This is a genomic window from Denitratimonas tolerans (assembly GCF_037203605.1).
Lineage (GTDB): Bacteria > Pseudomonadota > Gammaproteobacteria > Xanthomonadales > Xanthomonadaceae > Denitratimonas > Denitratimonas tolerans.
The window spans coordinates 78,143-102,193 of record NZ_JBBDHC010000012.1 but is presented as its reverse complement, the minus strand read 5'-3'; the positions used below and the strand labels follow the sequence as shown (position 1 = coordinate 102,193).

Sequence of the window (24,051 nt, the reverse complement as noted above, 5' to 3'; positions counted from 1 at the left end):
ACCGAAACCGCGCCGAATCGCCCGCCGGCACTCGGGTCGGCTACTTGACCACGCGCAGGTGCGAACCGCGCCTGGGGGCACCGCCGGGGGCGGGGTCCGGGGGTGGCACGACATCGCCGAACGGATCGCCATCGCGGACAGCGTCCGCATCCTGAGGCTCGGGTGCCATCATCATTCCCTGCCCGGTCTCCTGCGCGTAAATCGCCTGGACCGCGGCCACCGGAACCTCGACGCTCTGGCTGACGCCGCCGAAGCGCGCGAGGAAGTGGATCGACTGGTTGCCGAGATCAAGCTGGGACACCGCACGCGCCGCCACGTTCAGCACGACCTTGCCATCGCGCGCCACGCCCGGCGGCACGCGCACGCCGGCCACGCCGGCGTCCACCAGCAGGTACGGCGTCATTCCGTTGTCGCCGATCCACTCGTACATCGCCCGGATCAGATAGGGGCGATTGGACGTCATCGGCACCGGGGCAGCGGCGTCGGTCACGCTGGAAGCTCGGCCAGGAGGCGCTCTTCGGGCGTGAGGCTGCGGGCAAACCCGGGGCTGCGGAAGATGCGCTGGCCGTAGTCCTCGATCGGATGCGCGTCCTTGGGCAGGGAGATGCCCAGCGCAGGCAGGCGCCAGATGATCGGGGCCATGGCGCAATCGGCCAGGCTCATTTCCTGATTGAGGAAAAAGCGCGAGGCCTTGAACAGCGGCAGCGATGCCAGCAGGAGTTCCTTGAGGCGCTTGCGGCCGCTGTCGATCTGTGCCTTGGCACCATGCTGGATCGCCTGGATCTGCGGCACCCACTCGTGCTCGATGCGCAGCATCGCCAGGCGCAGGCGCGCGCGCGACAGCGGGTCGATCGGCATCAGCGGCGGATGCGGATAACGCTCGTCCAGGTACTCGGACACCACTGAGGCGGCATACAGCACCAGATCCCTATCGACCAGGGTCGGGACCGAGTGGAACGGGTTGAGGTCGATCAGGTCTTCCGGCGGATGGTTGGGATCCACCGGTACCATCTCGTAGGTGACGCCCTTCGCCGCAAGCACCAGGCGAACCCGGTGGCAGACCACACAGTCGCGCGCGGAAAACAGCGTCAGGGCATTCCGCAATCGGGGATTTGCCGCTACCACCATTGCCTACCTCCCGCTCCAGGATGAGCCAGTGTGCCGCCAGCCATCCGGCCGGCGGCAGGAACCCTCAGTGCACGTCCTTCCAGTATTCCTTCTTCAGCAGCCACGCCAGGAACGTGAACACTGCAAGGAAGGCCAGTACGCCCACGCCGGTCGAACGCCGCTTGGCCGCCGAAGGCTCGCCGACGTAGTTGAGGAAATTGGTCAGGTCGCGCACGGTCTGGTCGTACTCGGCCGGACTCTGCTTGCCCGGCGTGGCCAGTTCGAAGCGCTCGACGTTGCCTGTGGAATCAAGCACCGGACGCTGGGTGCCCTGCAGGTCCCACAGCACATGCGGCATGCTCGAGCCGGCCAGCACCGTGTTGTTCCAGCCCGAGGGGCGCGTGTCGTCGGCGTAGAACGACTTGAGGTAGGTGTAGGTCCAGTCCGGCCCGCCGGGCTTGTTGCGCGCCACCAGGGACAGATCCGGCGGTGCCTTGCCGAACCACTTTGTGCCTTCGGCCACCGTCATCGCGGCCGTGATCGGCTCACCGAACTTGGCGTCCGTGAACATCAGGTTCTGCGCGACCTCTTCCTCGGTCAGGCCGAGGTCCGCAGCCATGCGCGAATAGCGCTGGAAGCCGAGCGAGTGGCAACCCGCGCAGTAGTTCATGTAGAGGGACGCGCCGCGCTGCATCGAGGCAACGTCGTTGACGTTGATCTGGCTCGATTCCAGCACGGCACCCGTGGCACCGAATGCCAACGCCGGCACAAAGGCCAGCAAAAAAGCCATCAATCGCTTAGTCATGCTCGGGCACCCGTTGCGGAACCGGCTTGGTCGCGTCGATGCGCGTCCAGATCGGCATGGTGATGAAGAAGGCGAAGTAGTAGAAGGTGAGCGCGCGCGCCACCCACGACTGCACCGTGCTGCCCGATTGCATGCCCAGCCAGCCCAGCACCACGAACGAGACCACGAAAAGCGCGATCATGACCTTGGTCAAAAGCCCGCGGTAGCGGATCGAGCGCACCGGGCTGCGGTCCAGCCACGGCAGGAAGAACAGGATGATGACCGCGCCACCCATCGTCGCCACGCCGAAGAACTTGTCGGGAATCGCGCGCAACATCGCGTAAAACGGCGTGAAGTACCACACCGGCTTGATGTGCGCGGGGGTCACCATCGGATCGGCTTCGAGGAAGTTGTCATATTCCAGGAAGAGGCCGCCCATGGTCGGCTCGAAGAACAGGATGAAGGCGCAGATGATCAGGAAGAACCCGACGCCGAAGATGTCCTTGACCGTGTAGTACGGATGGAACGGGATGCCGTCCAGCGGCACACCCTTGTCGTCCTTCACCTTCTTGATGTCGACGCCTTCCGGGTTGTTGGAACCGACCTCGTGCAGCGCGCCCAGGTGCAGGACGACCAGCAGCAGGATCACCAGCGGCAGCGCCACCACGTGCAGGGCGAAGAAGCGGTTGAGGGTGGCATCGGAGATGAGGTAGTCACCTCGGATCCACTCGGTCAGCTCGGGGCCGACGATGGGCACCGCGCCGAACAGGTTGATGATCACCTGCGCGCCCCAGTAGCTCATCTGGCCCCACGGCAGCACGTAGCCGAAGAAGGCCTCGGCCATCAGCGCCAGGAAGATGCACATGCCCAGCAGCCAGACCAGTTCGCGCGGCTTCTGGTAGCTGCCGTAGATCAGGCCGCGGAACATGTGCAGGTAGACCACGATGAAGAACATCGAGGCACCGGTGCTGTGCATGTAACGGATCAGCCAGCCCCACTCCACGTCGCGCATGATGTATTCGACGCTGGCGAAGGCCTCGGCCGCGCTGGGCTTGTAGTTCATCGTCAGCCAGATGCCGGTGACGATCTGGTTGACCAGCACCAGCATGGCGAGCGAGCCGAAGTAGTACCAGAAGTTGAAGTTCTTCGGCGCGTAGTACTCGCTCATGTGCTTGCGGTACGCGGGCATCAGGCCCGGCGTGCGCGCATTGAACCAGTCGACGACGCTGCGGGTGGTCTTCTCGATGACGTTGCTCATCACGCGGCCCCCTCGGGATTCACGCCGATCTGGATGCGGTTCTCGTCGAGGAACCGGTAGGGCGGCACGACCAGGTTGGTCGGTGCCGGCACGCCCTGGTAGACGCGGCCGGCCAGGTCGAAGCGGGAGTTGTGGCAGGGGCAGTAGAAGCCGCCCTTCCACTCCGAATCGAACGGCTCGGGCACCATCTCGGGCCGGTACGTCGGCGAGCAGCCCAGGTGCGTGCAGGTGCCCACGAGCACCAGCAGCTCGGGCTTGACCGAGCGGTATTCGTTGCGCGCGTACTCGGGCTGCTGCTCGATATTGTCGGAGTTGGGGTCGCGCAAGCGGTCGTCGAGGCCGGACAGCGTGGCCAGCATCTCGGGGGTGCGGCGGATGATCCAGACCGGCTGGCCGCGCCACTGCACCATGATGCGCCCGCCGGGCTCGAGCTTGCTCACATCCTCGGTCACCGGCGCGCCGGCCACTTCGGCCCGTGCGCTGGGCTTCAATGATTTGAGGAAGGGAATTGCGGCAATCGCAGCGCCGGCCCCTCCCACCACGGCGGTCGTGGCGGTGAGGAATCGGCGGCGGCCGGTGTTGACGCCTTGGTCAGCCATTCGGCTCTCCACTGTCATGCTGAAAAAGATGACGGCGCGACGAACGGCCTGGCTGAATCGCCGGCAGGCGTCGCAAACCCGTTTAGTCTAACGGAACGCTACGAGCTTGTGAATCGAGTCCAACCGGCCGGGAGACGCTGGCCCGCGGCGGATTGCACGCACACAAAATCCGGAAACTCAGTCACTTGAGTGAAAAAAACCGGCGTCTTGCCGGCATGATGCCGCAGCCGCCGTGCGACAATTCGCCCCACCTCCTCCACTGTCCGAACCATGCGCCCCCACCTGTCACTGTTCCGATTCCTGCTGCAGTGCGCCATCGCCGGCCTGGCGATCGCCTTCGTGATCGGGCTGGTGGCTCCTGACGCCGGGTCGCGGCTGCGCACCGCTCTGGGCCTGACGACGTCATCGGCAGACCGCCCCGCGGATCCCGCGCCATCCCCACCGCCCCCGGCGGGAGCAACGTCATACGCCGACGCCGTGCAACATGCGGCCCCTTCGGTGGTGAGCGTCTACGTGAACAAAGTCGTCACCGAACGCCCGATCCTGATTCCCAACCCCACCGTGCAGCGCTTTTCCGGCATCACGCTGGGGCTGCCGCGCCAGCGCCTGCAGCGCGCCCAGGGTTCCGGAGTGCTGGTCTCTCCGGACGGCACCATCCTGACCAATCACCACGTCGTGGCCGGTGCCAGCGACATCCAGATCGTGCTGTGGGATGGCCGCGTCACCGCCGCGACCGTCGTGGGCAGCGACCGCGAAACCGATCTGGCGGTGCTGAAGATCGACGGCAGCAACCTGCCGGCCCTGTCGCTGGAATACGAGACCCCGCTTCGCGTCGGCGACGTGGTGCTGGCGATCGGCAACCCGTTCGGCCTGAGCCAGACGGTGACCCAGGGCATCGTGTCGGGGCTGGCACGCAGCCAGGCGCTGCTGGGCGGGCCGGAGAATGCGCAGGGCTTCCCCGCGGTGGACTTCATCCAGACCGATGCGGCGATCAACGCCGGCAACTCCGGTGGCGCACTCGTGGATGCACGCGGAAACCTGATAGGAATCAATACCTTCGTCCTCGGCCGCATGAGCATGGATGCCGAGGGAATCGGCTTTGCGATCCCGGCGGCGACGGCCCGCGAAGTGCTGGCGCAGATCGAGACGCACGGCCTGGTGGTGCGCGGCTGGCTGGGGGCCGAGTACACCGACGCACCGCGCGCTGCCGGTGCCCTGCCCTCCGCCAGCGACCATGGCGGCGTGGTGCTGACCGCGCTCTACGGCAATGCACCCGCGGCCTTGGCGGGACTGCGCCCGGGCGATGTGCTGCTGACCCTGGACGGCAGCGCCATCATCGACCAGTTCGACCTTCGCGCCCGCGAGGCCGCGATCGCGCCCGGCACCGAGGTCAGTCTCACCGGCCTGCGCGCGGGCGTTCCGTTCGATATCCGCCTTGCCCTGATCCAGCGCCCGGCACCGCGCCCGGGCTGAGCGGACGAGACAGGCTCAGCCCCCGACTGCGCTGGCGGCCGAGGCCGCACCTGCGGCGACCGCCGCGGCCGGGCCGGCGGCCGGCACCGCGCCGGCCAGCTCCTTGCGATAGCGCTCCAGCAGGATGCCCACGCGCTCGACGTAGACGATCGTTTCCTGATACGGCGGCACGCCGTCGTAGCGATCCACCGCGCCTTCGCCGGCGTTGTAGCCAGCCGCCACGCGCCTGATGTCGCCGCCGAAGCGCTGGCTGAGCCAGGCCAGATACTGCACCCCGCCGTCGATGTTCTGCTGCGGGGTGAAGGGCTCGGTGACGCCAAAGCGCGTCGCGGTGGCCGGCATGAGCTGCATCAGCCCCTGGGCACCGGCGCGCGACACCGCATTGGGATTGAAGGCCGACTCGGCGTGGATGACCGCCCGCACCAGCGCTTCCTCGACGCCGTTGCGCGCCGCCGCGGCGGCGATTTCGCTGGCGTAGGCGGTCAGATTCAAGCCGACGCTGTTGAAATCCAGGCCCGGCGAGAGGCTGCAGGCGAAGCAGGTCTCGATATAGGTGAACAGCACCTTGGCACCGCCGCCCGCCGGCGCACGGTTGGTGTAGTGGGTGACGCCATCGCGGGTGAAGCGGTAGACCGCACCGCGCGAGACCCGGGGCTTGGCGTCGCCGGTGGGCACGGCCTTGGGTTCGGCCTCGCCGGGCGCGGTGCGGAACTCGACCGCCGCGGCGACCGGCACCGCACCCTGCGCAGGCGCTTGCGCCGCGGGAGCCGCTGGCGCGACGCGCTTTTCAGACGGGAAATGCCCGATCAGGCTGCATCCGCGGTAGCCGGCGGTGCTGCTGGTGTAGGCGGTGACGCCGTTCTTGCCCTTGCAGCGGTACAGCGAACCGGCCTGCGTCGCGGGTGCAATGAACCCCGCCATCACGCAGCAAAGCACGATGAGCCACGGGGTCCGGCGCGGGTGCAGGCGGGGTTTCACGGGCGCAGTCTTCACCATCGGCGGCCAAAAGCCAAGCGGAATGCGCCCTGCGGCGTCTGTCGGTCGGCGCGGCAGCGCGTACAATGCGCGGTTCCCACACCTTCGGGGCGGCTCGCACCGCCTGATCGATCATGTCCGGCAAGTTCTACATCAAGACCTACGGGTGCCAGATGAACGAGTACGACTCGGCCAAGATGGCCGACGTGCTGCGCGCCGAGTACGGCCTGTCGCCCACCGAGGTCGAGGCCGAAGCCGACGTGATCCTGGTCAACACCTGCGCGATCCGCGAAAAGGCGCAGGAAAAGGTGTTCAGCCAGCTCGGGCGCTGGAAGGAACTCAAGGCCGCAAACGGCAGCGTCATCATCGGCGTCGCCGGCTGCGTGGCTTCGCAAGAAGGCGATGCGATCCTCAAGCGCGCCCCTCACGTGGACTTGGTGTTCGGCCCGCAGACCCTGCACCGGCTGCCGCAGATGATCGAGGCGCGGCGCGAGAGCGGGAAGCCGCAGGTCGACATCAGCTTCCCGGAGATCGAGAAGTTCGACCGCCTGCCCGAACCGCGCGCCGAAGGCCCCACCGCCTTCGTCTCGATCATGGAGGGCTGCTCCAAGTACTGCAGCTACTGCGTGGTGCCCTACACCCGCGGCGAGGAGATCAGCCGGCCCTTCGACGATGTGATCGTGGAAGTGGCGCAGCTGGCCGCGCAGGGCGTGCGCGAGGTGAACCTGCTGGGCCAGAACGTCAACGCCTGGCGTGGACCGATGCACGACGGCACCATCGCCGACCTCGGCTTCCTGATCCGCGCCATCGCCCAGATCGAGGGCATCGGCCGCATCCGCTTCACCACCTCGCACCCCAACGAGTTCTCCGACTCGCTGATTGAGGCCTACCGCGACGTGCCGCAGCTGGCCAACTACCTGCACCTGCCGGTGCAGGCCGGTTCCGACCGCGTACTCTCGGCGATGAAGCGCGGCTACACCGCGCTCGAATACAGGCAGCGCATCCGCAAGCTGCGCGAAGTGCGCCCGGACATCTGCGTCGCCACCGACTTCATCGTCGGCTTCCCCGGCGAGACCGACGCGGACTTCGAGAAGACCCTGAAGCTGGTGGACGACATCGGCTTCGACGCCAGCTTCAGCTTCATCTATTCCCAGCGTCCCGGCACGCCGGCATCGAGCCTGCCCGACGACACGCCGGCCGAGGTGAAGAAGCAGCGCCTGGCGCGGCTGCAGGCCGCGATCGACGGCAACGCCCGGCGCATCGCCGAGGCCATGGTCGGCAGCGTGCAGACCGTGCTGGTGGAAGGCCCGAGCCGCAAGAATCCCGACGAGCTCACCGGCCGCACCGAAAACATGCGCTACGTGAACTTCCCCGCGGCGCGCGATCAGCACGCCCGGCTGATCGGCCAGTTCATCGATGTGGCCATCACCGGCACCCGCACCAACACCCTGCGCGGCCGCATCGCCGGCTGAGGCGACCCGCCGCCGCACCCTTCACACCACCGGGTACAGCACCTCGCCGTGGTCGTGGTGCGGATGGGCCAGCATGATCCCCAGCACGGCCGGCACCAGCACGCCGAGGATCGCCACGGCATCGCGCAGCTGCGCACGGTTGACCCGGCTGTTCCAGGTGGCACCGCCGTGCACGATCTGGTTGCGCAGCACGTAGAGCCGGTCGAACACGATCGACAGCACGGTGGCGGTGTCGCGGTCGACGATCGCGGCGGTCGCGCGCCTGCGCGCGTTGGCGAACGAGGTTTCCCACTGCCCGCTGGAATCATGGGTGCGCAGCGCCGTCCAGAACGGCTCGAACACGAACCGGTTTTCGATCAGCACGCGGATCGGCCCGCTGAACTGGTGGAACAGGGCATCGTGCAGCGCACCGCCGGCGTCCAGCGCCACCAGCCCGCCGACGAAGCGCTGGAAGCGCACGCGCTCGCCCTCCTCGCGCGCCAGGTCGCTGGCATAGGCCGCGTTCAGCGCAATCCAGAGGAACACGAAGCGCGCGTCCGGATCCCCGGTTTCCCGCTCGGCGCGCGCCAGCCAGCTCAGGGCGCGGTGCAGCCGCACCCGCCACGGTTCGGGCGGATCGCTGTCGCAGTGCGCCTGCAGGCGGCACTTGAGTTCGGCGGCGGTCGGCACGCGGCTTTCTCCCCTGGGACGCCCGCGCCGGTCCGATGGCGGTGCGCGGGCCGCCACCGGAATCTGCCACAGCCTGCGATCAGAACGCCAGCTGGAAGCTCATCACCGCACTGCGCCCCATCGCCGGCAGCTCGTCCACCGAGGTGCGGTAGCTGCGGTCGAAGAGGTTTTCCAGGTGCAGGCCCAGCTTCTGCCGGCGCTCGGCGCCCAGCGCGATTCCGGTCGAGAGATTGAGCGTGCCCCAGCCGGGGAAGTACTGGCCGTGCTGGGCGTGGGTGTGGGCGCCGTCGGCCACCAGGATCTGCCGGGAATGGGTGGCGGCGCGCACGAACAGGTCGGCCCAGGCGTCGTGGCGGCTGAAGATATCGTCATAGCGCAGGCCCACGCGGCCGGTCAGGCGCGGCAGGCTGGAATCGGCGATGTCCTGCGCCAGCAGCGCCAGCTCCAGCCGGCGCTGGGCCCAGGCCGCCGAGCCGTAGACGGTGAAGGCGCTGTCCTGCAGCGCGTACTCGGCCATCAGTTCGATCCCGCGCGAGGTGGCGCGATCGGCATTGACGTAGATGAAGCTGCCGGGGATCGCGTGGTCCAGACACGGCGCGCTGCTGCCGGCACCGCACTCCTGGCTGGTGATGAAATCCCTGGCGCGGGTGTGGTAGATCGCAAGATCCAGCTGCAGGCGATCGCGGTGGTAGCGCGCACCCAGCTCGATATTGCGCGAGGTTTCCGGCGCGAGCTCGGGATTGGCGTAGGTCAGCGTCCCGCGTCCGGCGGAATTGTCGGAAAAAAGCTGCAGCAGGGTGGGCATGATGTAGCCCTCCGAATACAGCGCCCGCAGCGTGGTTCCCTCAGCCACTGCCCAGGTCGACCCCAGCGAGGTCACCCAGTCGGCGGTGGTGCGCGAACGCTGGTCCGGACGAATGGCCTCGGAGCTTTCATCCAGGGCGCTGGTGACGTGGTACCAGCGCGCGCCGCCGGTCAGCTTGACGGTCGGGGCGATCGACCACTCGTCCTGCATGAACGCCGACACCGTCCTGAGCGAGGCGCGGTCGCGCCGCCACTCGGTCTGGACGGTCGGCGGGCGCGGCCCGATCGCGCTGCGCGTGACGGTGGACTTGTCGGTGTCCAGATCGTCCATCAGGTAATGAACGCCGGCGATGACGTAGTGCGAAGGACCGAGCTGCAGGTCGAACTGCGCGGTGCCGCCGTAGTTGAGGTTGTCGTCGTCCGAGGTGGAGGTGATGCCGACGTTGACCATCGGCGTGGGCTGCATGGTGACGCGGTTGCCGAACAGGCGCGCGACGTTCTGGTGGTAGGCATCGACGTGGAGCTTGCGCAGCACCGGGCCGAGGTCGCTGGCGTCGTACTGCAGCCCGACCTTGTCCATGTCGCGTCGGGGCATTTCGATGCCGAAACTGGTCACCGGGTATTCGTAGGAACTGGGGTCGCTCCAGGCCTCGGTGTCGAGCCAGTGGCGGTTGGCCTTGAGCGCGAGGTAGTGATTGCCGCGCTCGCCGAAGCGGCGGCCCAGGTGCAGGGCCACGTCGCCGTTGTGGAACGAGGTGTTGTCGAGCGTGCCGGTGCTGCTGTAGCGGCTACTTGGCACCTCGCGGTCGTGGTGACGGTCCATGCTCACGGCGAGGCGGTAGTCGAAATCGCCCAGCGTCCCCGAGGGTGCGAGCCAGCCCTGCCAGCCATCGGAACCGGTGTAGAGGCTGCCGCCGGCTTCCAGCTCGAAGGGCACCGGCGCGCCGCGTCGGGTGATGATGTTGATCACCCCGCCGATCGCCTTGCCGCCGTACAGGACCGAGGCCGAGCCGCGCAGCACCTCGATCCGCTCCACGTTCGAGGGATCGATCGGAATCGGCGTGCCGTAGGTGCTGTGATCGGTGATCTCCTGCCCGTCCACCAGCACCGTGACCCGGCGCGAGGACTCGCCCCGCATGCGGATGCGCTTCATGCCCGGCATCGTCGCGTCCACGATCGAAACGCCCGGCAGGTCGCGCAAAAGCTCGGCGATGCTGTCCGTGGCCTGATGCTCGGTGGCGTAGCGGTCCACGACCGACACCGACACCGGGTTGTCCTGCACCGACACCTCGGTGCGGGTACCCATCACGGTGAGCGTGTCGAGCGTGGTGGCCTGCTCGCGCGCGCCGGCGTCGGGAGCGTCGTAGGCATCGGGGACCTGCGCGCCGCCGGGAGAGGAGGCGGCAGTCAGCAGGGCCAATGCCGTCAGGGTCGGTAACGGTCGTTTCATGAAGGGTCTCGTGGATTGGTGCGGCGTGGTTGACACGGGGCAGGGCTGGTGGAATTCGAGGCGGACAGCCTCCGGCCGAGGAAAACGCACGGCCCGGAGGCGCTGCCGGATCGCGTGGAGCCGTCGCGGCGCAGGCGGCTGATCCGAACGCGAATCCCGACGCGGGATGGGTCATTGTAATGGAAATGATTCTCGTTCCCAAGCACGCCACCGCCACGCGCTCCGTTTTGCGACGGCGCGGTACGCCGGGCTGCCGGGCACCCCCGTCGCGACCAGGGCTGCACCGCAACACCCGGATCTTCACGTGATTCTGCAGGAGCGGTCGTGCTCGCGATCAAAGCGCCGGACGCACCGCCAAGCGCCACCGCCTCCGCCCCCTGCGGCACAATGACGGTCTCTGCGGCCGCACGAGACGCACGCCCATGCACATCGACACCACCGGCACCTACACCGATTCCTACCAGATCGCGATGGGCCAGTCGCTGTTCCGCGACGGGCAGCACCGGCGTCGCGCGGTGTTCGACTATTTCTTCCGCAAAATCCCGTTCGAGGGCGGCTACGTGGTGTTCGCCGGGCTGGAAGACCTGATCGACACGCTGGAATCCTGGCGCTTCACCGCCGATGACATCGACTTTCTGGCCGGCCACGGCTTCGATGCGGCCTATCTCGACTACCTGCGCACGCTGCGCTTTTCCGGCAGCATCCTGGCCGCGAGCGAAGGCGACGTGGTGTTTCCCACCGCGCCGATCCTGCGGGTGGAGGCCGGCGTGGTGGAGGCGCAGCTGATCGAGACCCTGCTGCTCAACACGCTCAACTTCCAGTCGCTCATCGCCACCAAGGCCGCGCGCATCCGCGAGGTGGCGGGCGATGCGATCCTGAGCGAGTTCGGGCTGCGCCGCGCGCAGGGACCGGCCGGCGTGCCCGCGGCGCGCGCGGCGGTGATCGGGGGATTCGATTCCACCAGCAACGTCTACGCGGCGCAGCGCTACGGCCTGCGCGCCGAAGGAACGATGGCGCATTCCTTCATCCAGTGGCACGGCGACGAACTGGCCGCGTTCCGCGCCTTCGCCCAGGCGCGACCGGACAACACCGTGCTGCTGGTGGATACCTACAGCACGCTGGACAGCGGCGTGCCCAACGCCATCATCGTGGGCCGGGAAATGGCGGCGCGCGGCCACCGGCTGCGCGCGATCCGCCTCGACAGCGGGGATCTGGCCTTCTTCGCACGCCGCGCCCGCACCATGCTCGACGACGCCGGCCTGCACGAAGTGAAGATCGCCGCCTCCAACCAGCTCGACGAATACGTGGTGCGCAGCCTGCGCCAGCAGGGCGCGCCGATCGACATCTTCGGCGTCGGCACCAGCCTCGTGACCGGGCAGCCGGATGCCGCGCTCGACGGGGTCTACAAGCTCGCCTGCGCGCAGGGTGAACCACGCATCAAGGTATCCGAGAGCCTGGTGAAAACCACCTTGCCCGGGCTCAAGCAGGTCCACCGTTTCCTTGCCGCCGACGGCCAGTTCCACGGCGTGGACGCGGTGGCGCTGGAGGACGAAGCCGTGCCGCGCGCGCTCACCCATCCGTTCGAGCCGCACAGGACGATGCGCCTGCCGGCGCTGCGCAGCGAGCCCCTGCTCCAGCCGGTGATGGCGGCCGGGCGACGCCTGCACGCGCGGCGCAGCGTGGCCGATATCCGTGCCCATGCGGCCCAGCGCCGCGCGCTGCTGCCGCCCGAATACCGCCGCTTCGAGAATCCGCACGCCTGGAAGGTGGGCATCAGCGACCGCCTGCACGGGCTGCGCGAGCGCCTGCGCCAGGCGCGCCTGCATCCGGAGACCACGCCGTGAGAACGCTACTGATCATCGATGTGCAAAACGATTTCCTGCCCGGCGGCGCGCTCGAAGTGCCGGGGAGTGATGCGATCGTGCCGGTCATCAACCGCCTCATCGGCATCGGCGGCTTCGACCTGGTCGTTGCCGCGCAGGACTGGCACCCGGCCGGGCACGGCAGCTTCGCCTCCAGCCACCCGGGCCGCGCGCCGTTCGAGCGGATCGATCTCAACGGCCTGGAGCAGACGCTGTGGCCGGACCACTGCGTACAGGGCAGCCGCGGCGCGGAATTTTCCGCCGAACTGGACACGCGCCGGGTCGAGGCGATCTTCCGCAAGGGCATGGACCCGGCGATCGACAGCTACAGCGCCTTTTTCGACAACGGCCGGCGCAAGGCCACGGGCCTGGCCGACTTCCTGCGCGGGCGCGGCGCGCGCGAGCTGTGGCTGTGCGGCCTCGCCGGCGACATCTGCGTGCACTACAGCGCGCGCGATGCGCTGGACCAAGGTTTCGCGGTGAACTTCATCGTCGATGCCGCCACCCCGCTCGACGCCGCGAACGAGGCCGCACACCTTGCAGCCCTGCGTGAGCGCGGCGCGCGCATCGTCACCAGCGCGCAGGTGCCCGCGGACACCTCGCCGTGATCGAGGTCCGCACCCTGGCGGGCGAGGAGATCACCCCCTGGCTCGCGCCGCTGGCGCAGCTTCGCATCGCGGTGTTCCGCGACTGGCCCTACCGCTACGAGGGCGATGCGGACTACGAAGCCCGGTACCTCGCCCGCTACGCGCGCTCGCCCGACGCGGCAGTCGTGCTGGCGCTCGACGGCAACCGAGCCGTAGGGGCGTCCACAGGCATGCCGCTCGAACACGAGGACGCCGCCTTCCGCGAACCCTTCGCCGCGCGCGGCATCGCGCCGGCCTCGGTGTTCTATTTCGGCGAGTCCGTGCTCCTGCCCGAGTACCGCAGACGCGGGATCGGGCACCGTTTCTTCGACGCCCGCGAAGACCACGCGCGCCGGCTTGCCGGCGTTTCGACGACCGCCTTCTGCGCCGTCGAACGCGATCCGGACGACCCGCACCGTCCGCCCGGCGCGCACTCCAACGATGCGTTCTGGAGCAGCCGCGGCTATGAGCGGCAAGAGGATCTCATCTGCACGCTCGATTGGCCCGAGGTCGGCGAAACCGCTGCCCGTCCGCACCGGCTCCACTTCTGGCTGCGCCCGCTGGAACCGCACGGCCGCTGACCTGCGCCCGCCCTCGATTCCCCACTCCCCGCTCTCCGGTTACGCCCATGAAACTCACCGTTGCCAGCGCCCGTTACGCCATCGGCAAACCCGCCGATTTCGATGCCTTCGCGGCGCGCGTGGAGGCGGCGGTGTCCAGCGCGGCGGCGGCCGGCGCGCAACTGGTGGTGTTGCCCGAATACCTCGCGCTGGAGGCCGCCGCGGGCTTTGCTCCGGAAGTTCGCGCCGACCTTGCGCGTTCGCTCGCCGCGCTGCAGCCGCTGCATCCGGCCTGGGAAAGCCTCGTTCTCGAACTGGCGCGCCGCTACAGCGTTCATCTTCAGCCCGGCACCTTCCTGCGCGAAGTGACGCCGGGCCGCTACCGCAACCGCGCCGCGCTGGTGTCTCCCGAGGGAAGGATCGTCCATCAGGACAAGCTCGTCCTCACCGGCTACGAGCGCGGTGCGGGAGCAATCGAAGCGGGCGATGCGCTGCACGCGTTCGACACCGATCTGGGCCGCGTCGGTATCCTGACCTGCTACGACGTGGAGTTTCCGCTGCACGCGCGCGCCTTGATCGAGGCCGGCGTGCGCCTGATCCTCGTGCCCAGTTGCACCGATACCGCCGCCGGTGCGACCCGCGTGGGCATCGGCTGCCAGGCGCGGGCGATGGAGAACGGGGTGTACGTGGTGCGCGCGGTGACCTCCGGCACGGCGGACTGGAGCCCGGTGCTCGATACCAACACCGGCGAAGCCGCGATCTACACCCCGATCGACCGCGGCTTTCCTGCCGACGGCGTACTGGCGCGCAGTGGCGATGCATCGAATCTGGCCGTGGCCGAGCTGGATTCCGATCTTCTGGAAAGCGCGCGCCGGCATGCCCAGGTCGCCATCGCCGGCGACTGGCCGACGCAGGCGCGTCCCGGCGTGGCGGAAGTCGATGTGGTGTCGCTCGGCTGAACGCAGCGCACCTCTCAGTCGATGCCGAGCTTCTTGAGCTTGTAGCGCAGTGCGCGGAAGGTGATGCCGAGCTTGGCCGCGGCGCGGGTCTTGTTGTAGCGGCACTCTTCCAGCGCCTTGACGATCACGTCGCGCTCCATGCGTTCGATGTAATCGGGCAGGTCGGCCGGCACCGCCGGCTGCTGGCCGGTGACGAAGGCCGGCCTTCCGACGACGGCGGCAAGCGGGTCATGCGCGCTCTCGTTCGGTTCGCGCAGGTTCGGCAGGCGCAGGTCATCGACCGAAATGCCGGTGCCGTCGGAGAGCGCGAGCGCGCGCTCCAGGATGTTCTCCAGCTCGCGCACGTTGCCGGGGAAGGGGTATTCCACCAGCCGCGCCATGGCATCGGGATCGATGGCGGGTGCCGGTTCGCCCAGCTCGGCGGCCAGCCGCTCCAGCACCGCCTGTGCCAGCGCGGGAATGTCCGCACGCCGCTCGCGCAGCGGCGGGACCACCAGTTCGATGACATTGATGCGGTAGAACAGGTCGTGGCGGAAGCGGCCGTCCTCCACCAGCTGGGCCAGATTCTTGTGGGTGGCCGAGAGGATGCGCACGTCCACCGGCGCTTCGGCGTTGGCACCGATCGGGCGCACCGATTTTTCCTGGATGACGCGCAGGAGCTTGACCTGCATGTGCAGCGGCAGCTCGGCCACCTCGTCCAGGAACAGCGTGCCGCCGTTGGCGGTCTGGAACAGGCCTTCCTTGTCGCCGCTGGCACCGGTGAAGCTGCCCTTGCGGTGCCCGAAGAACTCGCTTTCCATCAGCTCGGTGGGAATCGCGCCGCAGTTGACCGGCACGAAGGGGCCGCTGGCGCGCGGGCCCTGTTCGTGGATGAGGCGCGCGACCAGCTCCTTGCCCACGCCCGATTCGCCGCTGATGTAGACCGGTGCCTGGCTGCGCGCGACCTTGGTGATGGTGGCGCGCAGGGCCTGCATCACGGGCGACTCGCCCAGCAGGCGGCCCGCGGAAGAGTGATCTTCGGTCGCCTGCGCCCTGCGCTCCTCGCCCAGGCGCAGGGCGTTCTGCACCAGCCGCCGCAGCACCGACAGATCCACCGGCTTGGAGACGAAGTCGAAGGCCCCGGCCTTGAGCGCATCCACCGCGGCGTCGACGTTGCCGTGCGCGGTGATCATCGCGACCGGCGTCTCGGGATACTTTTCCGCGATCAGCTCGATGATCGACTGGCCGGAGCCATCGGGCAGCCGCATGTCGGTGAAACACAGGTCGTAGCGGTTGGCGGCAAGCTGGGCGCGGGCCTCGCCCACGTCCGCCGCCGTGTCCACGCGCAGCCCCATGCGCCCGAGGGTCAACACCAGCAGTTCACGGATGTCGCGCTCGTCATCGACGATCAACGCGGTGCGGGGATTGGTCATGGGCAGGGCGGCGGGGGCTCGAATCGGCCCGGAAACCTTAGCGGTTCGGTCCGATTCTGCCAACTGCCTCACGCAAACGCCCGGCCGGGCGGCCCGGCGGCAATCCGTGACCACAGTCACTGGCCCGCCGGCCGCGTACCGGTCAGCATGGCGTTTTTCCGCCCTGGATCCTTCCATGAACCGGTTCGTGTTCCCTCCCACGCCCACGCCGTCGGTGCCGGTGCAAGGTCGCGCCGACCTGTTCCCGGTGCGCCGGATCTACTGCGTCGGGCGCAATTTCGCCGAACACGCGCGGGAGATGGGCGCACCGGTCGAACGCGGCACCCCGGTTTTCTTCACCAAGCCGGGCGACGCGATCCTGCCCTCCGGCGGGCCGCAGCCCTACCCGTCCGCCACCCGCGACCTGCACCACGAGGTCGAACTCGTGGTGGCGATCGGGCGCGATGCCCCGGGCGTGATCGCGCGCGAGGACGCCGGCCGCCACGTCTTCGGCCACGCCGTCGGGCTGGATCTCACCCGCCGCGACCTGCAGGCCGCCGCCAAGGCCAAGGGCCTGCCCTGGGACGTGGCCAAGGCCTTCGACCGCTCCGCGCCGATTTCGGCCATCGTGCCCGCGAACGAGGCGCTGCCCGCGCCCGACGCCCTGCTCTGGCTGGACGTGAACGGCGAACGCCGGCAGCAGGCTGCGCTGTCGGACATGATCTTCTCCGTGGCCGACATCCTGCACGAGCTGTCCAGTCGCTTCGAACTGCGCGCCGGCGACCTGGTGTTCATGGGAACGCCCGCGGGCGTGGGGCCGCTCGCGCCCGGCGACCGCTGGGTGGCCGGCGTGGACGGGCTGGTGGCGCTCGCCGGCGCGATCCGCTGATCGGTGCCTTTCCGTCCGGTGTAGATTGTCCGCGCACGGCCGCCGTGGCCGGCGATATCCACGCACACAGGAGACTCCGGTTATGGGAATGCTTCAGGAATTTCGTGAATTTGCCATGCGCGGCAGCGTCATCGACCTGGCGGTCGGCGTCGTGATCGGCGGGGCGTTCGGCAAGATCGTCACCGCCCTGGTGGACAAGATCATCATGCCGCCGATCGGCCTGCTGATCGGCGGGGTCGACTTCTCCCGCTGGGTGATCACGCTCAAGGAAGCCGGCGTCGACGCCGCCGGCGAGGCCGTACCGGCCGTGGTGATCGGCATCGGCGACTTCATCAACACCCTGATCCAGTTCACCATCATCGCCTTTGCCATTTTCATGGTGATCAAGCTGATCAACGCGCTGCACCGCAAGGAAGCCGATGAGCCGGAAGCACCTCCCGCCCCGACGCCGGACCAGGAACTCCTGACCGAGATCCGCGACCTGCTCAAGGCGCAGGGCCAGGCCCGCTGACGCCCTGCCGGCATCGCCACGCGGCGGTGCCGGCTTTTCTCCGATCGGAACACACATGAAGAACCTGCTCCTGGGCTGCATTCTCATCCTCCCGCTGGCCGCCGGCGGCACACTGTCCGCCTCCCCGCTGCCGCAGGAGGCCATCGCGACGGCGACCCAGCTGCGCGACCAGGCCCTGGCCGGCAGCGGTGCCTGGGAGGTGGTCGAGTCGCTCACCACCGAAGTCGGCCCGCGCCTGGCCGGCACCCCGGCCGACGCCCGCGCCGTGGCCTGGGCGGTGGAGAAGTTCCGCGGCATGGGATTCGACCGGGTCTACACCGAACCGGTGCGTTTCCCGGTGTGGCGGCGCGGGCACGAGCGCGCCGAAGTGGTTGCGCCCTGGCCCCAGCCGCTGTACGTGACCGCCCTGGGCCGCAGCGTCGGCACCGGCGGGCGAATCGAGGCCGAGGTGCTGGAATTTTCCACGCTCCAGGATCTGGAAGCCGCGCCCGAGGGCAGCCTTGCCGGGAAGATCGCCTACATCAGCCACCGCATGGAGCGGATGCGCAACGGCCGCGGCTACGGCCCGGCGGCGGCGGCGCGCGGCACGGGTGCCTCGCTGGCGGCACGCAAGGGTGCGGTGGCCTTCCTGCTGCGCTCGGTCGGCACCGACAGCGACCGCCTGCCGCACACCGGCACGATGCGCTACGAGGACGGCGTGCCCCGGATCGCGGCGGCGGCCCTGTCCAACCCGGACGCGGACCTGCTGTCGAACATGCTGCGGCGCGGCCAGCCGGTGACGCTTGCGCTCGACATCGATGCCGGCATGGACGGCGAATACGAGTCGGCCAACGTCATCGCTGAAGTGCGCGGGCGCGAACGTCCGGACGAGATCGTGATCATCGGCGGACACCTGGATTCCTGGGACCTGGGCACCGGCGCCATCGACGACGCCGCCGGCGTCGCCATCACCGCACGCGCCGGCGCGCTGATCGCGGCCCTGCCGCAGCGCCCGCGCCGCAGCGTGCGCGTGGTCGCCTTCGCCAACGAGGAACAGGGCCTTCTGGGCGGCTTCGCCTATGCCAAGGCCCACGCCGACGACATCACCCGCCACGTCACCGGCGCGGAGAGCGACTTCGGTGCCGGACGCATCTACGCGTTTTCCACCAGCGCGGTGCCCGAGGGCGCGCGCGAAGTGGTGGAGCAGATCGCCGGTGCCCTGGCCCCGCTGGGCATCGAGCACCGGCCCGGCGAGGGCAGCGCGGGTCCGGACCTGATCCCGATGGCGCAGCGGGGCATGGCCTGGGCCTGGCTGGCGCAGGACGGCAGCGACTACTTCGACTACCACCACACCGCCAATGACACCCTCGACAAGGTCGAGGCCGCGGCGCTGGACCAGAACGTGGCGGCCTACGCCGTGTTCACCTGGCTGGCGGCGGAATCGGAGGTGGATTTCGGCAGCGCGCCCAAGACGCCGCCCGAGCGGCCCTGACGCGGCAGCGCCCGTGCCCGCGCGTCGGAGCGGCCTTCCCGCTCAATCGAGCAGCGGCGTCTCGAGCACCTTCGACGGGCCACCGAGCGCCGCCTCGGCCGCCTCGCGCAGATCAACCGTGGAAACCCGCGCGCCGTCGCGCATCAGCGTGCGCGCGACGTCGTCCAGGCTGCGGCGATCGCGGCTGCGCTCGCGGATTTCGGCGTCCAGATCGGCGAACAGCGCCACCGCGCGCGCGGTGCGCTTGCCGCTGGAATCGCTCGCGTGCAGGGTGCGCACGGCGCGACCGTGGCGGCGCATCCAGCTGACCGCCTTTTCGGCCCGCGCATCGCTCAGGAGGCCCGCGCGGCGCAGCATTTGGGTGCCGTAGTACTCGGCGATGCCCTCGGCGATCCAGTCATCGCCTTCCGCGCCGCGGATGCGGGTGACCAGATGGATGGTCTCGTGCATCAGCGTGGAGGAGCCGTTCTCGCTGATCAGCGGGCGGTCGGCGTGCAGCCACATCGAGCGCGGGCCGGACAGGCCGCCGCGCCACATCGGGTCGCCGCCGCGCACCACCAGGATTTTTTCCGGAAGTGTCCCGAACGCTTCGCGCATGGGCGGTGCCACCGCGGTCAGCATGGCGAGCAGATCCATGCGCGGCGTCGACAGGCCCTTGGGCGCGGCCACGGCGATCTCCATGCCCTCGACCAGGTCGCGTCGCGCGCCGATGTCGCCGGCGATCATCCAGCCGGTGGGCCGCGCGAGGACGCGATCCTCATTGATCACGGCAAAGCCGTCACCGTCGCGCGCCGGCAGCCAGGCCGTATCGGCATGGGTCCAGCCCGGCGGCAGGTGCAGCTTCAGGCGCGCGTCCGAACGCGCAGCGCGGGTGGCGGTGACGCGCGCGGGCGGGACGAGCTGGTCACCGCGCATGATGACCCAGTCGCGGGTGATGCGCGCATCGTAGGCACCGTTCGCGCGCTTGCGGTCGATGCGGTAGCGCCACGCCAGCTTTCCGCCGCGGCTGGGCGGCACCCACACCACGTCGTCGCCCTTGCGATCCACGCGGCCATCGCCGGTCACGCGCGAATAGCGATTCTCAGGCATGGTGAACACGAATCGCTTCACGGTCGCCTCACCGGGCTCCAGCGTCAGGGCGACTTCCGCCTCCCCCGAGGCCGGCAGGAAGCCCACGTCATAGCGCACCTCGAAGCGCGGCGTCGCGGCGACGGCCAGGCTGCAGGCCAACAGCAGCAGCGCGGCAACGGGCAATCGGAACAGAAGGGTCATGGACGGGGTCGGCAGGCAGGAGCGGGCGACAAGAATACCGGCGCGCCGCCGGCCTTCGGTGAATCGCAACGCAAGCCGTCGCCCGACCGCCTCGCCGCATCGGATACGCAAAAGGATTCGACGCCTTCCGAGGCAGACGCCGCCGCGGTGCCACCTTAACCCCTGCCGACGCCACGTCCTGGAAACCCTGCTGCGCAACAGCGGGCCACGATCGATTTTCCGGCAGACCCGCCGCGGCCTGCGCCGCGTCCTCGCGCCTGGTGGCGTACCATCATGCGCGACGGGCCGCATCGGTCCGGCAGCGTCGCGGCAAGGCCAACAGTCAAGGAATACGCAATGGATGCAGAGTTCTGGCAGCAGCGCTGGCGCGAAGGGCGCATCGGATTCCACCACGATGCGCCGATGCCGCTTCTGGTCGCGCACTGGCCGCGGCTCGCGCTGCCGCCCGACAGCCGCGTGCTGGTGCCGCTGTGCGGCAAGAGCCTGGACATGCTCTGGCTGGCAGCGCAGGGCCACCGCGTGCTGGGCGTGGAACTGTCGCCGCTGGCGATCGCGCAGTTCCTCGAGGAAAACCGCCTGACGGCGCGCACCTGGGATTCACCGCTCGGACGCCACTACCTCGCCGATCGCATCGAGCTGATCCAGGGCGACGCCTTCGCGCTGGACTCGAACACCCTGGCCGGCTGCACCGCGATCTATGACCGGGCCGCGATCATCGCGCTGCCGCCCGCGCTTCGCCGGCACTACGCCGCAAGCGTCTACGCACGCCTGCCGCCCGGTGCCCGCGGACTGATGATCACCCTGGAATATCCGCAGGCCGAAAAGGACGGGCCGCCGTTCTCGGTGGAAGAACCCGAAGTGCGCGCCCTGCTGGAACCGGGCTGGCAGGTCGACGTGATCGAGCGGCGCGACATCCTCGCCTCGCAGACCTCCTTCGTCGAACAGGGCGTGACCGCGCTGGATACTGCGGTCTACGCGCTGTGGCACGAGGGAGCACCGCACGCGGCCGAGGCAGCTTCACGCAGTGGCTGACGCCAACAGTCGCACGTGCCGTAGATGCCGTAGAGGCCAGCCCCCTCTTTCCGGACACGCCGATGACACACGACGCCTCAGGCGCTCGTGGAGTGCCGTCTCGAAGGCCACGGGAGTCCGCACGCTGAGCGCAAGCCGTGCCCTGCGTTCGACGCGCGGAAAATCGAACTTTTCTTCGCGTCGGTCCGGGATGCCGGCTCCGTCGGCCCTCGGCCGGGAGCGGTCAGCGGACGCGAAAGAGCGGACGGCGGGAGCGCGCCTCCCCGCGTGAACGGGCGAGATAGCTGCCGCGCGTATAGGTTGTGAAATGATCGCTGCCGCGACGCGGCGCGATATCGCTCGCTGTCGCCGGGAATGCCGGCGGGGCGCCGGTCTGGATGCGCTTCACGCGACTCGCGACCCGTTCGGAACGGCGCGGCGTCGGCACCACGCGAGAGGTGTGGCTGGGAAAGATGGATTCAATCGTACGCTTGAACTGACTGGTAATTTTAGGCCTCCATAAATTCAATGTTTACAACAAGTTACGAGTGCAATCATAGCACATGAAGCGCGTCATGGCCAGCGGCCGCCCTGCCCCTCCTGCGGGCGGTCGTGGTATGGGCGGACAGGTCGACCCTGGGGGCCCCATCGGGGGAGCGTTCGGTGGCAAGGGATTTTTCTGATTGCCCTGGCCCTCAGTTTCTCATTCCTGCGAAGGCAGGCCGCTTCTGACAGACGAAGATCTGTCCCATCCAGTGTCTTTGCTTCCTGATACCCCACAGCAAAAGCCAAGTCACTGGATTCCCGCCGAAAGCATGCGGGAATGACGAGCCAAAGCCATTCTTCGCCAGAGTACTGGCTGAGGGTCAGGGCTAATCAGGAGGATTTTTCGGCCACGTCGGCCAGATGGCCGCCCACCTTGCGCATCACAGGCCGGTCATGTCCGTGCCGCGCTTCACCAGCTCGGCGAAGGCGGCCTGCGCCTGTTCATCGTCCAGGGTGATGATGATGGTGAGTGTGTCGGTCATGGCATACTTCCCGTGGCTCCGGTGTGCCGTAAATATCTCGCCACGGCTGAGCGCCTCTTTCGAGGCGAATCCGAAGATGGGGCATGCGAGTCCATCCCCGGAGCTGCCCTTCTCACCGCACCAGCTCGAAGCGTCGCTTGGCGCGAACGCTCCATCGCCAGCCTGCCCGCGCAGCCAACCATCTTCGGGCATCGATGGCTTCATCCCTGCAGCATCGGCAGCTTCAGCCCCTGCTCCTTCGCGCATTGCCTGGCGATCTCGTAGCCGGCGTCGGCATGGCGCATGACGCCGGTGCCGGGGTCGTTCCACAGCACCCGGGCGATGCGCTTGTCGGCGGCCTCGCTGCCGTCGCAGACGATGACCACGCCGGAGTGCTGCGAATAGCCCATGCCGACGCCGCCGCCGTGGTGCAGGCTGACCCAGGTCGCGCCGCCGGCGACGTTGAGCATGGCGTTGAGCAGCGGCCAGTCGGAAACCGCGTCCGAACCATCGCGCATGGCTTCGGTTTCGCGGTTGGGTGAGGCCACGCTGCCGGAATCCAGATGGTCGCGGCCGATCACCACCGGTGCTTTCAGTTCGCCGCGGCGCACCATCTCGTTGAAGGCGAGGCCCAGCGTGTGGCGCAGGCCGAGGCCGACCCAGCAGATGCGCGCCGGCAGGCCCTGGAAGCGGATGCGCTCGCGCGCCATGTCCAGCCAGCGGTGCAGGTGCGGATCGTCGGGGATCAGCTCCTTGACCTTGGCGTCGGTTTTGTAGATGTCTTCCGGATCGCCCGAGAGCGCGACCCAGCGGAACGGGCCCACGCCGCGGCAGAACAGCGGCCGCACGTAGGCCGGCACGAAGCCGGGGAAGGCGAAGGCGTTTTCGCAGCCGACGTCGAAGGCCATCTGGCGGATGTTGTTGCCGTAATCGACGGTCGGAATGCCCTGCGAATGGAAGGCGAGCATCGCCTCGACGTGCACGCGCATCGACTGCTTGGCGGCGTCGCGCACCTTTTCCGGGTTCGCCGCCTGCTCGGCCAGCCACTGTTCCACCGTCCAGCCGATCGGCAGATAGCCGTGCACCGGATCGTGCGCGCTGGTCTGGTCGGTGACGCAGTCGGGCCTGACACCACGGCGCACCAGTTCGGGCAGGATTTCCGCCGCATTGCCGAGCAGGGCAATGGACTTGGCTTCGCCGGCCTTCGCGTATTTTTCGATCCGCGCCAGCGCATCGTCGAGGTCCGCCGCCTGCTCATCGACGTAGCGGGTGCGCAGGCGAAAGTCGATGCATTTCTGCTGGCATTCGATGGTCAGCGACGAGGCTCCGGCCAGCGAGGCCGCCAGCGGCTGCGCGCCGCCCATGCCGCCGAGCCCGGCGGTCAGGATCCACCTGCCTTTCAGCGAACCCCCGTAGTGCTGGCGGCCCATCTCCACGAAGGTTTCGTAGGTGCCCTGCACGATGCCCTGGCTGCCGATGTAGATCCACGAGCCCGCGGTCATCTGGCCGTACATCATCAGGCCTTTCTTATCGAGCTCGTTGAAGTGCTCCCAGTTGGCCCAGTGCGGCACCAGGTTGGAGTTGGCGATGAGCACGCGCGGCGCATCGGCATGGGTGGGGAACACGCCGACCGGCTTGCCGGACTGCACCAGCAGGGTTTCGTCGTCGCCCAGGGTTTTCAGCGTTTCGAGGATCGCGTCGTAAGACGCCCAGTCGCGCGCGGCGCGGCCGATGCCGCCGTACACCACCAGATCCTCCGGCCGTTCGGCCACCTCGGGGTCAAGATTGTTCTGCAGCATCCGGAACGGCGCCTCGGTCAGCCAGGAGCGGCAGTTCAGCGTATTGCCGCGCGGGGCGCGGATGCGGCGGGTCGGATCGTGGCGGGTGGACATGGCGGCTCC

General features: G+C 68.6%; 21 protein-coding genes. 10 read left to right on the top strand and 11 right to left on the bottom strand.

Going from position 1 to position 24,051, the window contains the following annotated elements; translation table 11 throughout:
• Positions 1–40 precede the first annotated feature (40 nt).
• From WB794_RS09385 to petA, 5 genes are all read right to left on the bottom strand, one after another.
• The gene (locus tag WB794_RS09385) at positions 41–463 is read right to left on the bottom strand and encodes a ClpXP protease specificity-enhancing factor (protein WP_337335612.1); all 423 of its coding nucleotides are present in this window, start codon (positions 461–463) and stop codon (positions 41–43) included.
• Positions 464–486: 23 nt separating this feature from the next.
• Positions 487–1,128, bottom strand: coding sequence for a glutathione S-transferase N-terminal domain-containing protein (locus WB794_RS09380; RefSeq protein WP_337335594.1), 642 nt, complete (start codon positions 1,126–1,128; stop codon positions 487–489).
• A 64-nt stretch (positions 1,129–1,192) separates the two neighbouring features.
• On the bottom strand, positions 1,193–1,912 hold the full coding sequence (locus WB794_RS09375) for a cytochrome c1 (protein ID WP_415926673.1): 720 nt from the start codon (positions 1,910–1,912) through the stop codon (positions 1,193–1,195).
• Positions 1,905–3,149 carry a cytochrome b gene (locus WB794_RS09370; protein ID WP_337335592.1) on the bottom strand — a complete coding sequence of 415 codons (1,245 nt, stop codon included), beginning with the start codon at positions 3,147–3,149 and terminating at the stop codon, positions 1,905–1,907. The genes WB794_RS09375 and WB794_RS09370 overlap by 8 nt, the downstream gene beginning before the upstream one ends.
• Positions 3,149–3,748, bottom strand: coding sequence for a ubiquinol-cytochrome c reductase iron-sulfur subunit (gene petA / locus WB794_RS09365; protein WP_337335591.1), 600 nt, complete (start codon positions 3,746–3,748; stop codon positions 3,149–3,151). The genes WB794_RS09370 and petA overlap by 1 nt, the downstream gene beginning before the upstream one ends.
• A 270-nt stretch (positions 3,749–4,018) precedes the next feature.
• On the opposite strand from petA, the gene WB794_RS09360 reads away from it, so the two are divergent.
• A complete protein-coding gene (locus tag WB794_RS09360; RefSeq protein ID WP_337335590.1) occupies positions 4,019–5,221 on the top strand; it encodes a S1C family serine protease in 1,203 nt (400 codons plus the stop codon).
• A 15-nt stretch (positions 5,222–5,236) separates the two neighbouring features.
• On the opposite strand, the gene WB794_RS09355 is transcribed toward WB794_RS09360, so the two are convergent.
• Positions 5,237–6,142, bottom strand: a complete 906-nt coding sequence (locus WB794_RS09355; protein WP_415926675.1) for a lytic transglycosylase domain-containing protein — start codon at positions 6,140–6,142, stop codon at positions 5,237–5,239.
• Positions 6,143–6,330: 188 nt separating this feature from the next.
• Here WB794_RS09355 and miaB point away from each other — a divergent pair, with 188 nt between their 5' ends.
• Positions 6,331–7,668 (top strand): tRNA (N6-isopentenyl adenosine(37)-C2)-methylthiotransferase MiaB, encoded by a 1,338-nt coding sequence (gene miaB, locus WB794_RS09350; RefSeq protein ID WP_337335588.1) that lies wholly within the window; start codon positions 6,331–6,333, stop codon positions 7,666–7,668.
• 21 nt (positions 7,669–7,689) lie between these two features.
• On the opposite strand, the gene WB794_RS09345 is transcribed toward miaB, so the two are convergent.
• Positions 7,690–8,337: a hypothetical protein gene (locus tag WB794_RS09345; RefSeq protein WP_337335587.1), complete on the bottom strand. Its 648-nt coding sequence runs from the start codon at positions 8,335–8,337 to the stop codon at positions 7,690–7,692.
• Positions 8,338–8,416: 79 nt separating this feature from the next.
• Positions 8,417–10,591, bottom strand: coding sequence for a TonB-dependent receptor (locus WB794_RS09340; RefSeq protein WP_337335586.1), 2,175 nt, complete (start codon positions 10,589–10,591; stop codon positions 8,417–8,419).
• A 422-nt stretch (positions 10,592–11,013) separates the two neighbouring features.
• On the opposite strand from WB794_RS09340, the gene WB794_RS09335 reads away from it, so the two are divergent.
• From WB794_RS09335 to WB794_RS09320, 4 genes are read left to right on the top strand one after another with little or no spacing between them, the layout of a single operon-like run.
• Positions 11,014–12,435 (top strand): nicotinate phosphoribosyltransferase, encoded by a 1,422-nt coding sequence (locus WB794_RS09335; RefSeq protein WP_337335585.1) that lies wholly within the window; start codon positions 11,014–11,016, stop codon positions 12,433–12,435.
• Complete coding sequence (gene pncA / locus WB794_RS09330; protein ID WP_337335584.1) at positions 12,432–13,061, top strand: bifunctional nicotinamidase/pyrazinamidase; 630 nt, start codon at positions 12,432–12,434, stop codon at positions 13,059–13,061. The genes WB794_RS09335 and pncA overlap by 4 nt, the downstream gene beginning before the upstream one ends.
• A complete protein-coding gene (locus WB794_RS09325) occupies positions 13,058–13,660 on the top strand; it encodes a GNAT family N-acetyltransferase (RefSeq protein ID WP_337335583.1) in 603 nt (200 codons plus the stop codon). Before pncA ends, WB794_RS09325 begins: the two co-directional genes overlap by 4 nt.
• A gap of 47 nt (positions 13,661–13,707) precedes the next feature.
• Positions 13,708–14,598 carry a carbon-nitrogen hydrolase family protein gene (locus WB794_RS09320; protein ID WP_337335582.1) on the top strand — a complete coding sequence of 297 codons (891 nt, stop codon included), beginning with the start codon at positions 13,708–13,710 and terminating at the stop codon, positions 14,596–14,598.
• 14 nt (positions 14,599–14,612) lie between these two features.
• Here the strand turns inward: WB794_RS09320 and WB794_RS09315 are convergent, their stop codons facing one another.
• A complete protein-coding gene (locus WB794_RS09315) occupies positions 14,613–16,010 on the bottom strand; it encodes a sigma-54-dependent transcriptional regulator (protein WP_337335581.1) in 1,398 nt (465 codons plus the stop codon).
• A 175-nt stretch (positions 16,011–16,185) separates the two neighbouring features.
• Here WB794_RS09315 and WB794_RS09310 point away from each other — a divergent pair, with 175 nt between their 5' ends.
• The 3 genes from WB794_RS09310 (at position 16,186) to WB794_RS09300 (ending at position 18,860) form a co-directional block, all read left to right on the top strand.
• Complete coding sequence (locus tag WB794_RS09310) at positions 16,186–16,878, top strand: fumarylacetoacetate hydrolase family protein (RefSeq protein WP_337335580.1); 693 nt, start codon at positions 16,186–16,188, stop codon at positions 16,876–16,878.
• 82 nt (positions 16,879–16,960) lie between these two features.
• Positions 16,961–17,389 (top strand): large-conductance mechanosensitive channel protein MscL, encoded by a 429-nt coding sequence (gene mscL, locus WB794_RS09305; RefSeq protein ID WP_337335611.1) that lies wholly within the window; start codon positions 16,961–16,963, stop codon positions 17,387–17,389.
• 55 nt (positions 17,390–17,444) lie between these two features.
• Positions 17,445–18,860, top strand: a complete 1,416-nt coding sequence (locus tag WB794_RS09300) for a M28 family peptidase (RefSeq protein WP_337335579.1) — start codon at positions 17,445–17,447, stop codon at positions 18,858–18,860.
• A 42-nt stretch (positions 18,861–18,902) separates the two neighbouring features.
• Here the strand turns inward: WB794_RS09300 and WB794_RS09295 are convergent, their stop codons facing one another.
• Positions 18,903–20,132, bottom strand: coding sequence for a hypothetical protein (locus tag WB794_RS09295; RefSeq protein ID WP_337335578.1), 1,230 nt, complete (start codon positions 20,130–20,132; stop codon positions 18,903–18,905).
• Positions 20,133–20,468: 336 nt separating this feature from the next.
• On the opposite strand from WB794_RS09295, the gene WB794_RS09290 reads away from it, so the two are divergent.
• On the top strand, positions 20,469–21,164 hold the full coding sequence (locus tag WB794_RS09290; RefSeq protein WP_337335577.1) for a thiopurine S-methyltransferase: 696 nt from the start codon (positions 20,469–20,471) through the stop codon (positions 21,162–21,164).
• Between the two features lie 1,207 nt (positions 21,165–22,371).
• On the opposite strand, the gene hutU is transcribed toward WB794_RS09290, so the two are convergent.
• Positions 22,372–24,042, bottom strand: coding sequence for a urocanate hydratase (hutU, locus tag WB794_RS09285; protein ID WP_337335576.1), 1,671 nt, complete (start codon positions 24,040–24,042; stop codon positions 22,372–22,374).
• Positions 24,043–24,051 lie beyond the last annotated feature (9 nt).

Coding starts and splice junctions, on each gene's coding strand:
- WB794_RS09355 (WP_415926675.1), bottom strand. CDS start 6,142: ATGGCGGGGTTCATTGCACCCGCGACGCAGGCCGGTTCGCTGTACCGC.
- WB794_RS09295 (WP_337335578.1), bottom strand. CDS start 20,132: ATGACCCTTCTGTTCCGATTGCCCGTTGCCGCGCTGCTGCTGTTGGCC.
- WB794_RS09310 (WP_337335580.1), top strand. CDS start 16,186: ATGAACCGGTTCGTGTTCCCTCCCACGCCCACGCCGTCGGTGCCGGTG.
- WB794_RS09300 (WP_337335579.1), top strand. CDS start 17,445: ATGAAGAACCTGCTCCTGGGCTGCATTCTCATCCTCCCGCTGGCCGCC.
- mscL (WP_337335611.1), top strand. CDS start 16,961: ATGGGAATGCTTCAGGAATTTCGTGAATTTGCCATGCGCGGCAGCGTC.
- hutU (WP_337335576.1), bottom strand. CDS start 24,042: ATGTCCACCCGCCACGATCCGACCCGCCGCATCCGCGCCCCGCGCGGC.
- WB794_RS09315 (WP_337335581.1), bottom strand. CDS start 16,010: ATGACCAATCCCCGCACCGCGTTGATCGTCGATGACGAGCGCGACATC.
- WB794_RS09380 (WP_337335594.1), bottom strand. CDS start 1,128: ATGGTGGTAGCGGCAAATCCCCGATTGCGGAATGCCCTGACGCTGTTT.
- WB794_RS09370 (WP_337335592.1), bottom strand. CDS start 3,149: ATGAGCAACGTCATCGAGAAGACCACCCGCAGCGTCGTCGACTGGTTC.
- WB794_RS09320 (WP_337335582.1), top strand. CDS start 13,708: ATGAAACTCACCGTTGCCAGCGCCCGTTACGCCATCGGCAAACCCGCC.
- miaB (WP_337335588.1), top strand. CDS start 6,331: ATGTCCGGCAAGTTCTACATCAAGACCTACGGGTGCCAGATGAACGAG.
- WB794_RS09385 (WP_337335612.1), bottom strand. CDS start 463: ATGACGTCCAATCGCCCCTATCTGATCCGGGCGATGTACGAGTGGATC.
- petA (WP_337335591.1), bottom strand. CDS start 3,748: ATGGCTGACCAAGGCGTCAACACCGGCCGCCGCCGATTCCTCACCGCC.
- WB794_RS09335 (WP_337335585.1), top strand. CDS start 11,014: ATGCACATCGACACCACCGGCACCTACACCGATTCCTACCAGATCGCG.
- WB794_RS09360 (WP_337335590.1), top strand. CDS start 4,019: ATGCGCCCCCACCTGTCACTGTTCCGATTCCTGCTGCAGTGCGCCATC.
- WB794_RS09375 (WP_415926673.1), bottom strand. CDS start 1,912: ATGACTAAGCGATTGATGGCTTTTTTGCTGGCCTTTGTGCCGGCGTTG.
- WB794_RS09340 (WP_337335586.1), bottom strand. CDS start 10,591: ATGAAACGACCGTTACCGACCCTGACGGCATTGGCCCTGCTGACTGCC.
- WB794_RS09290 (WP_337335577.1), top strand. CDS start 20,469: ATGGATGCAGAGTTCTGGCAGCAGCGCTGGCGCGAAGGGCGCATCGGA.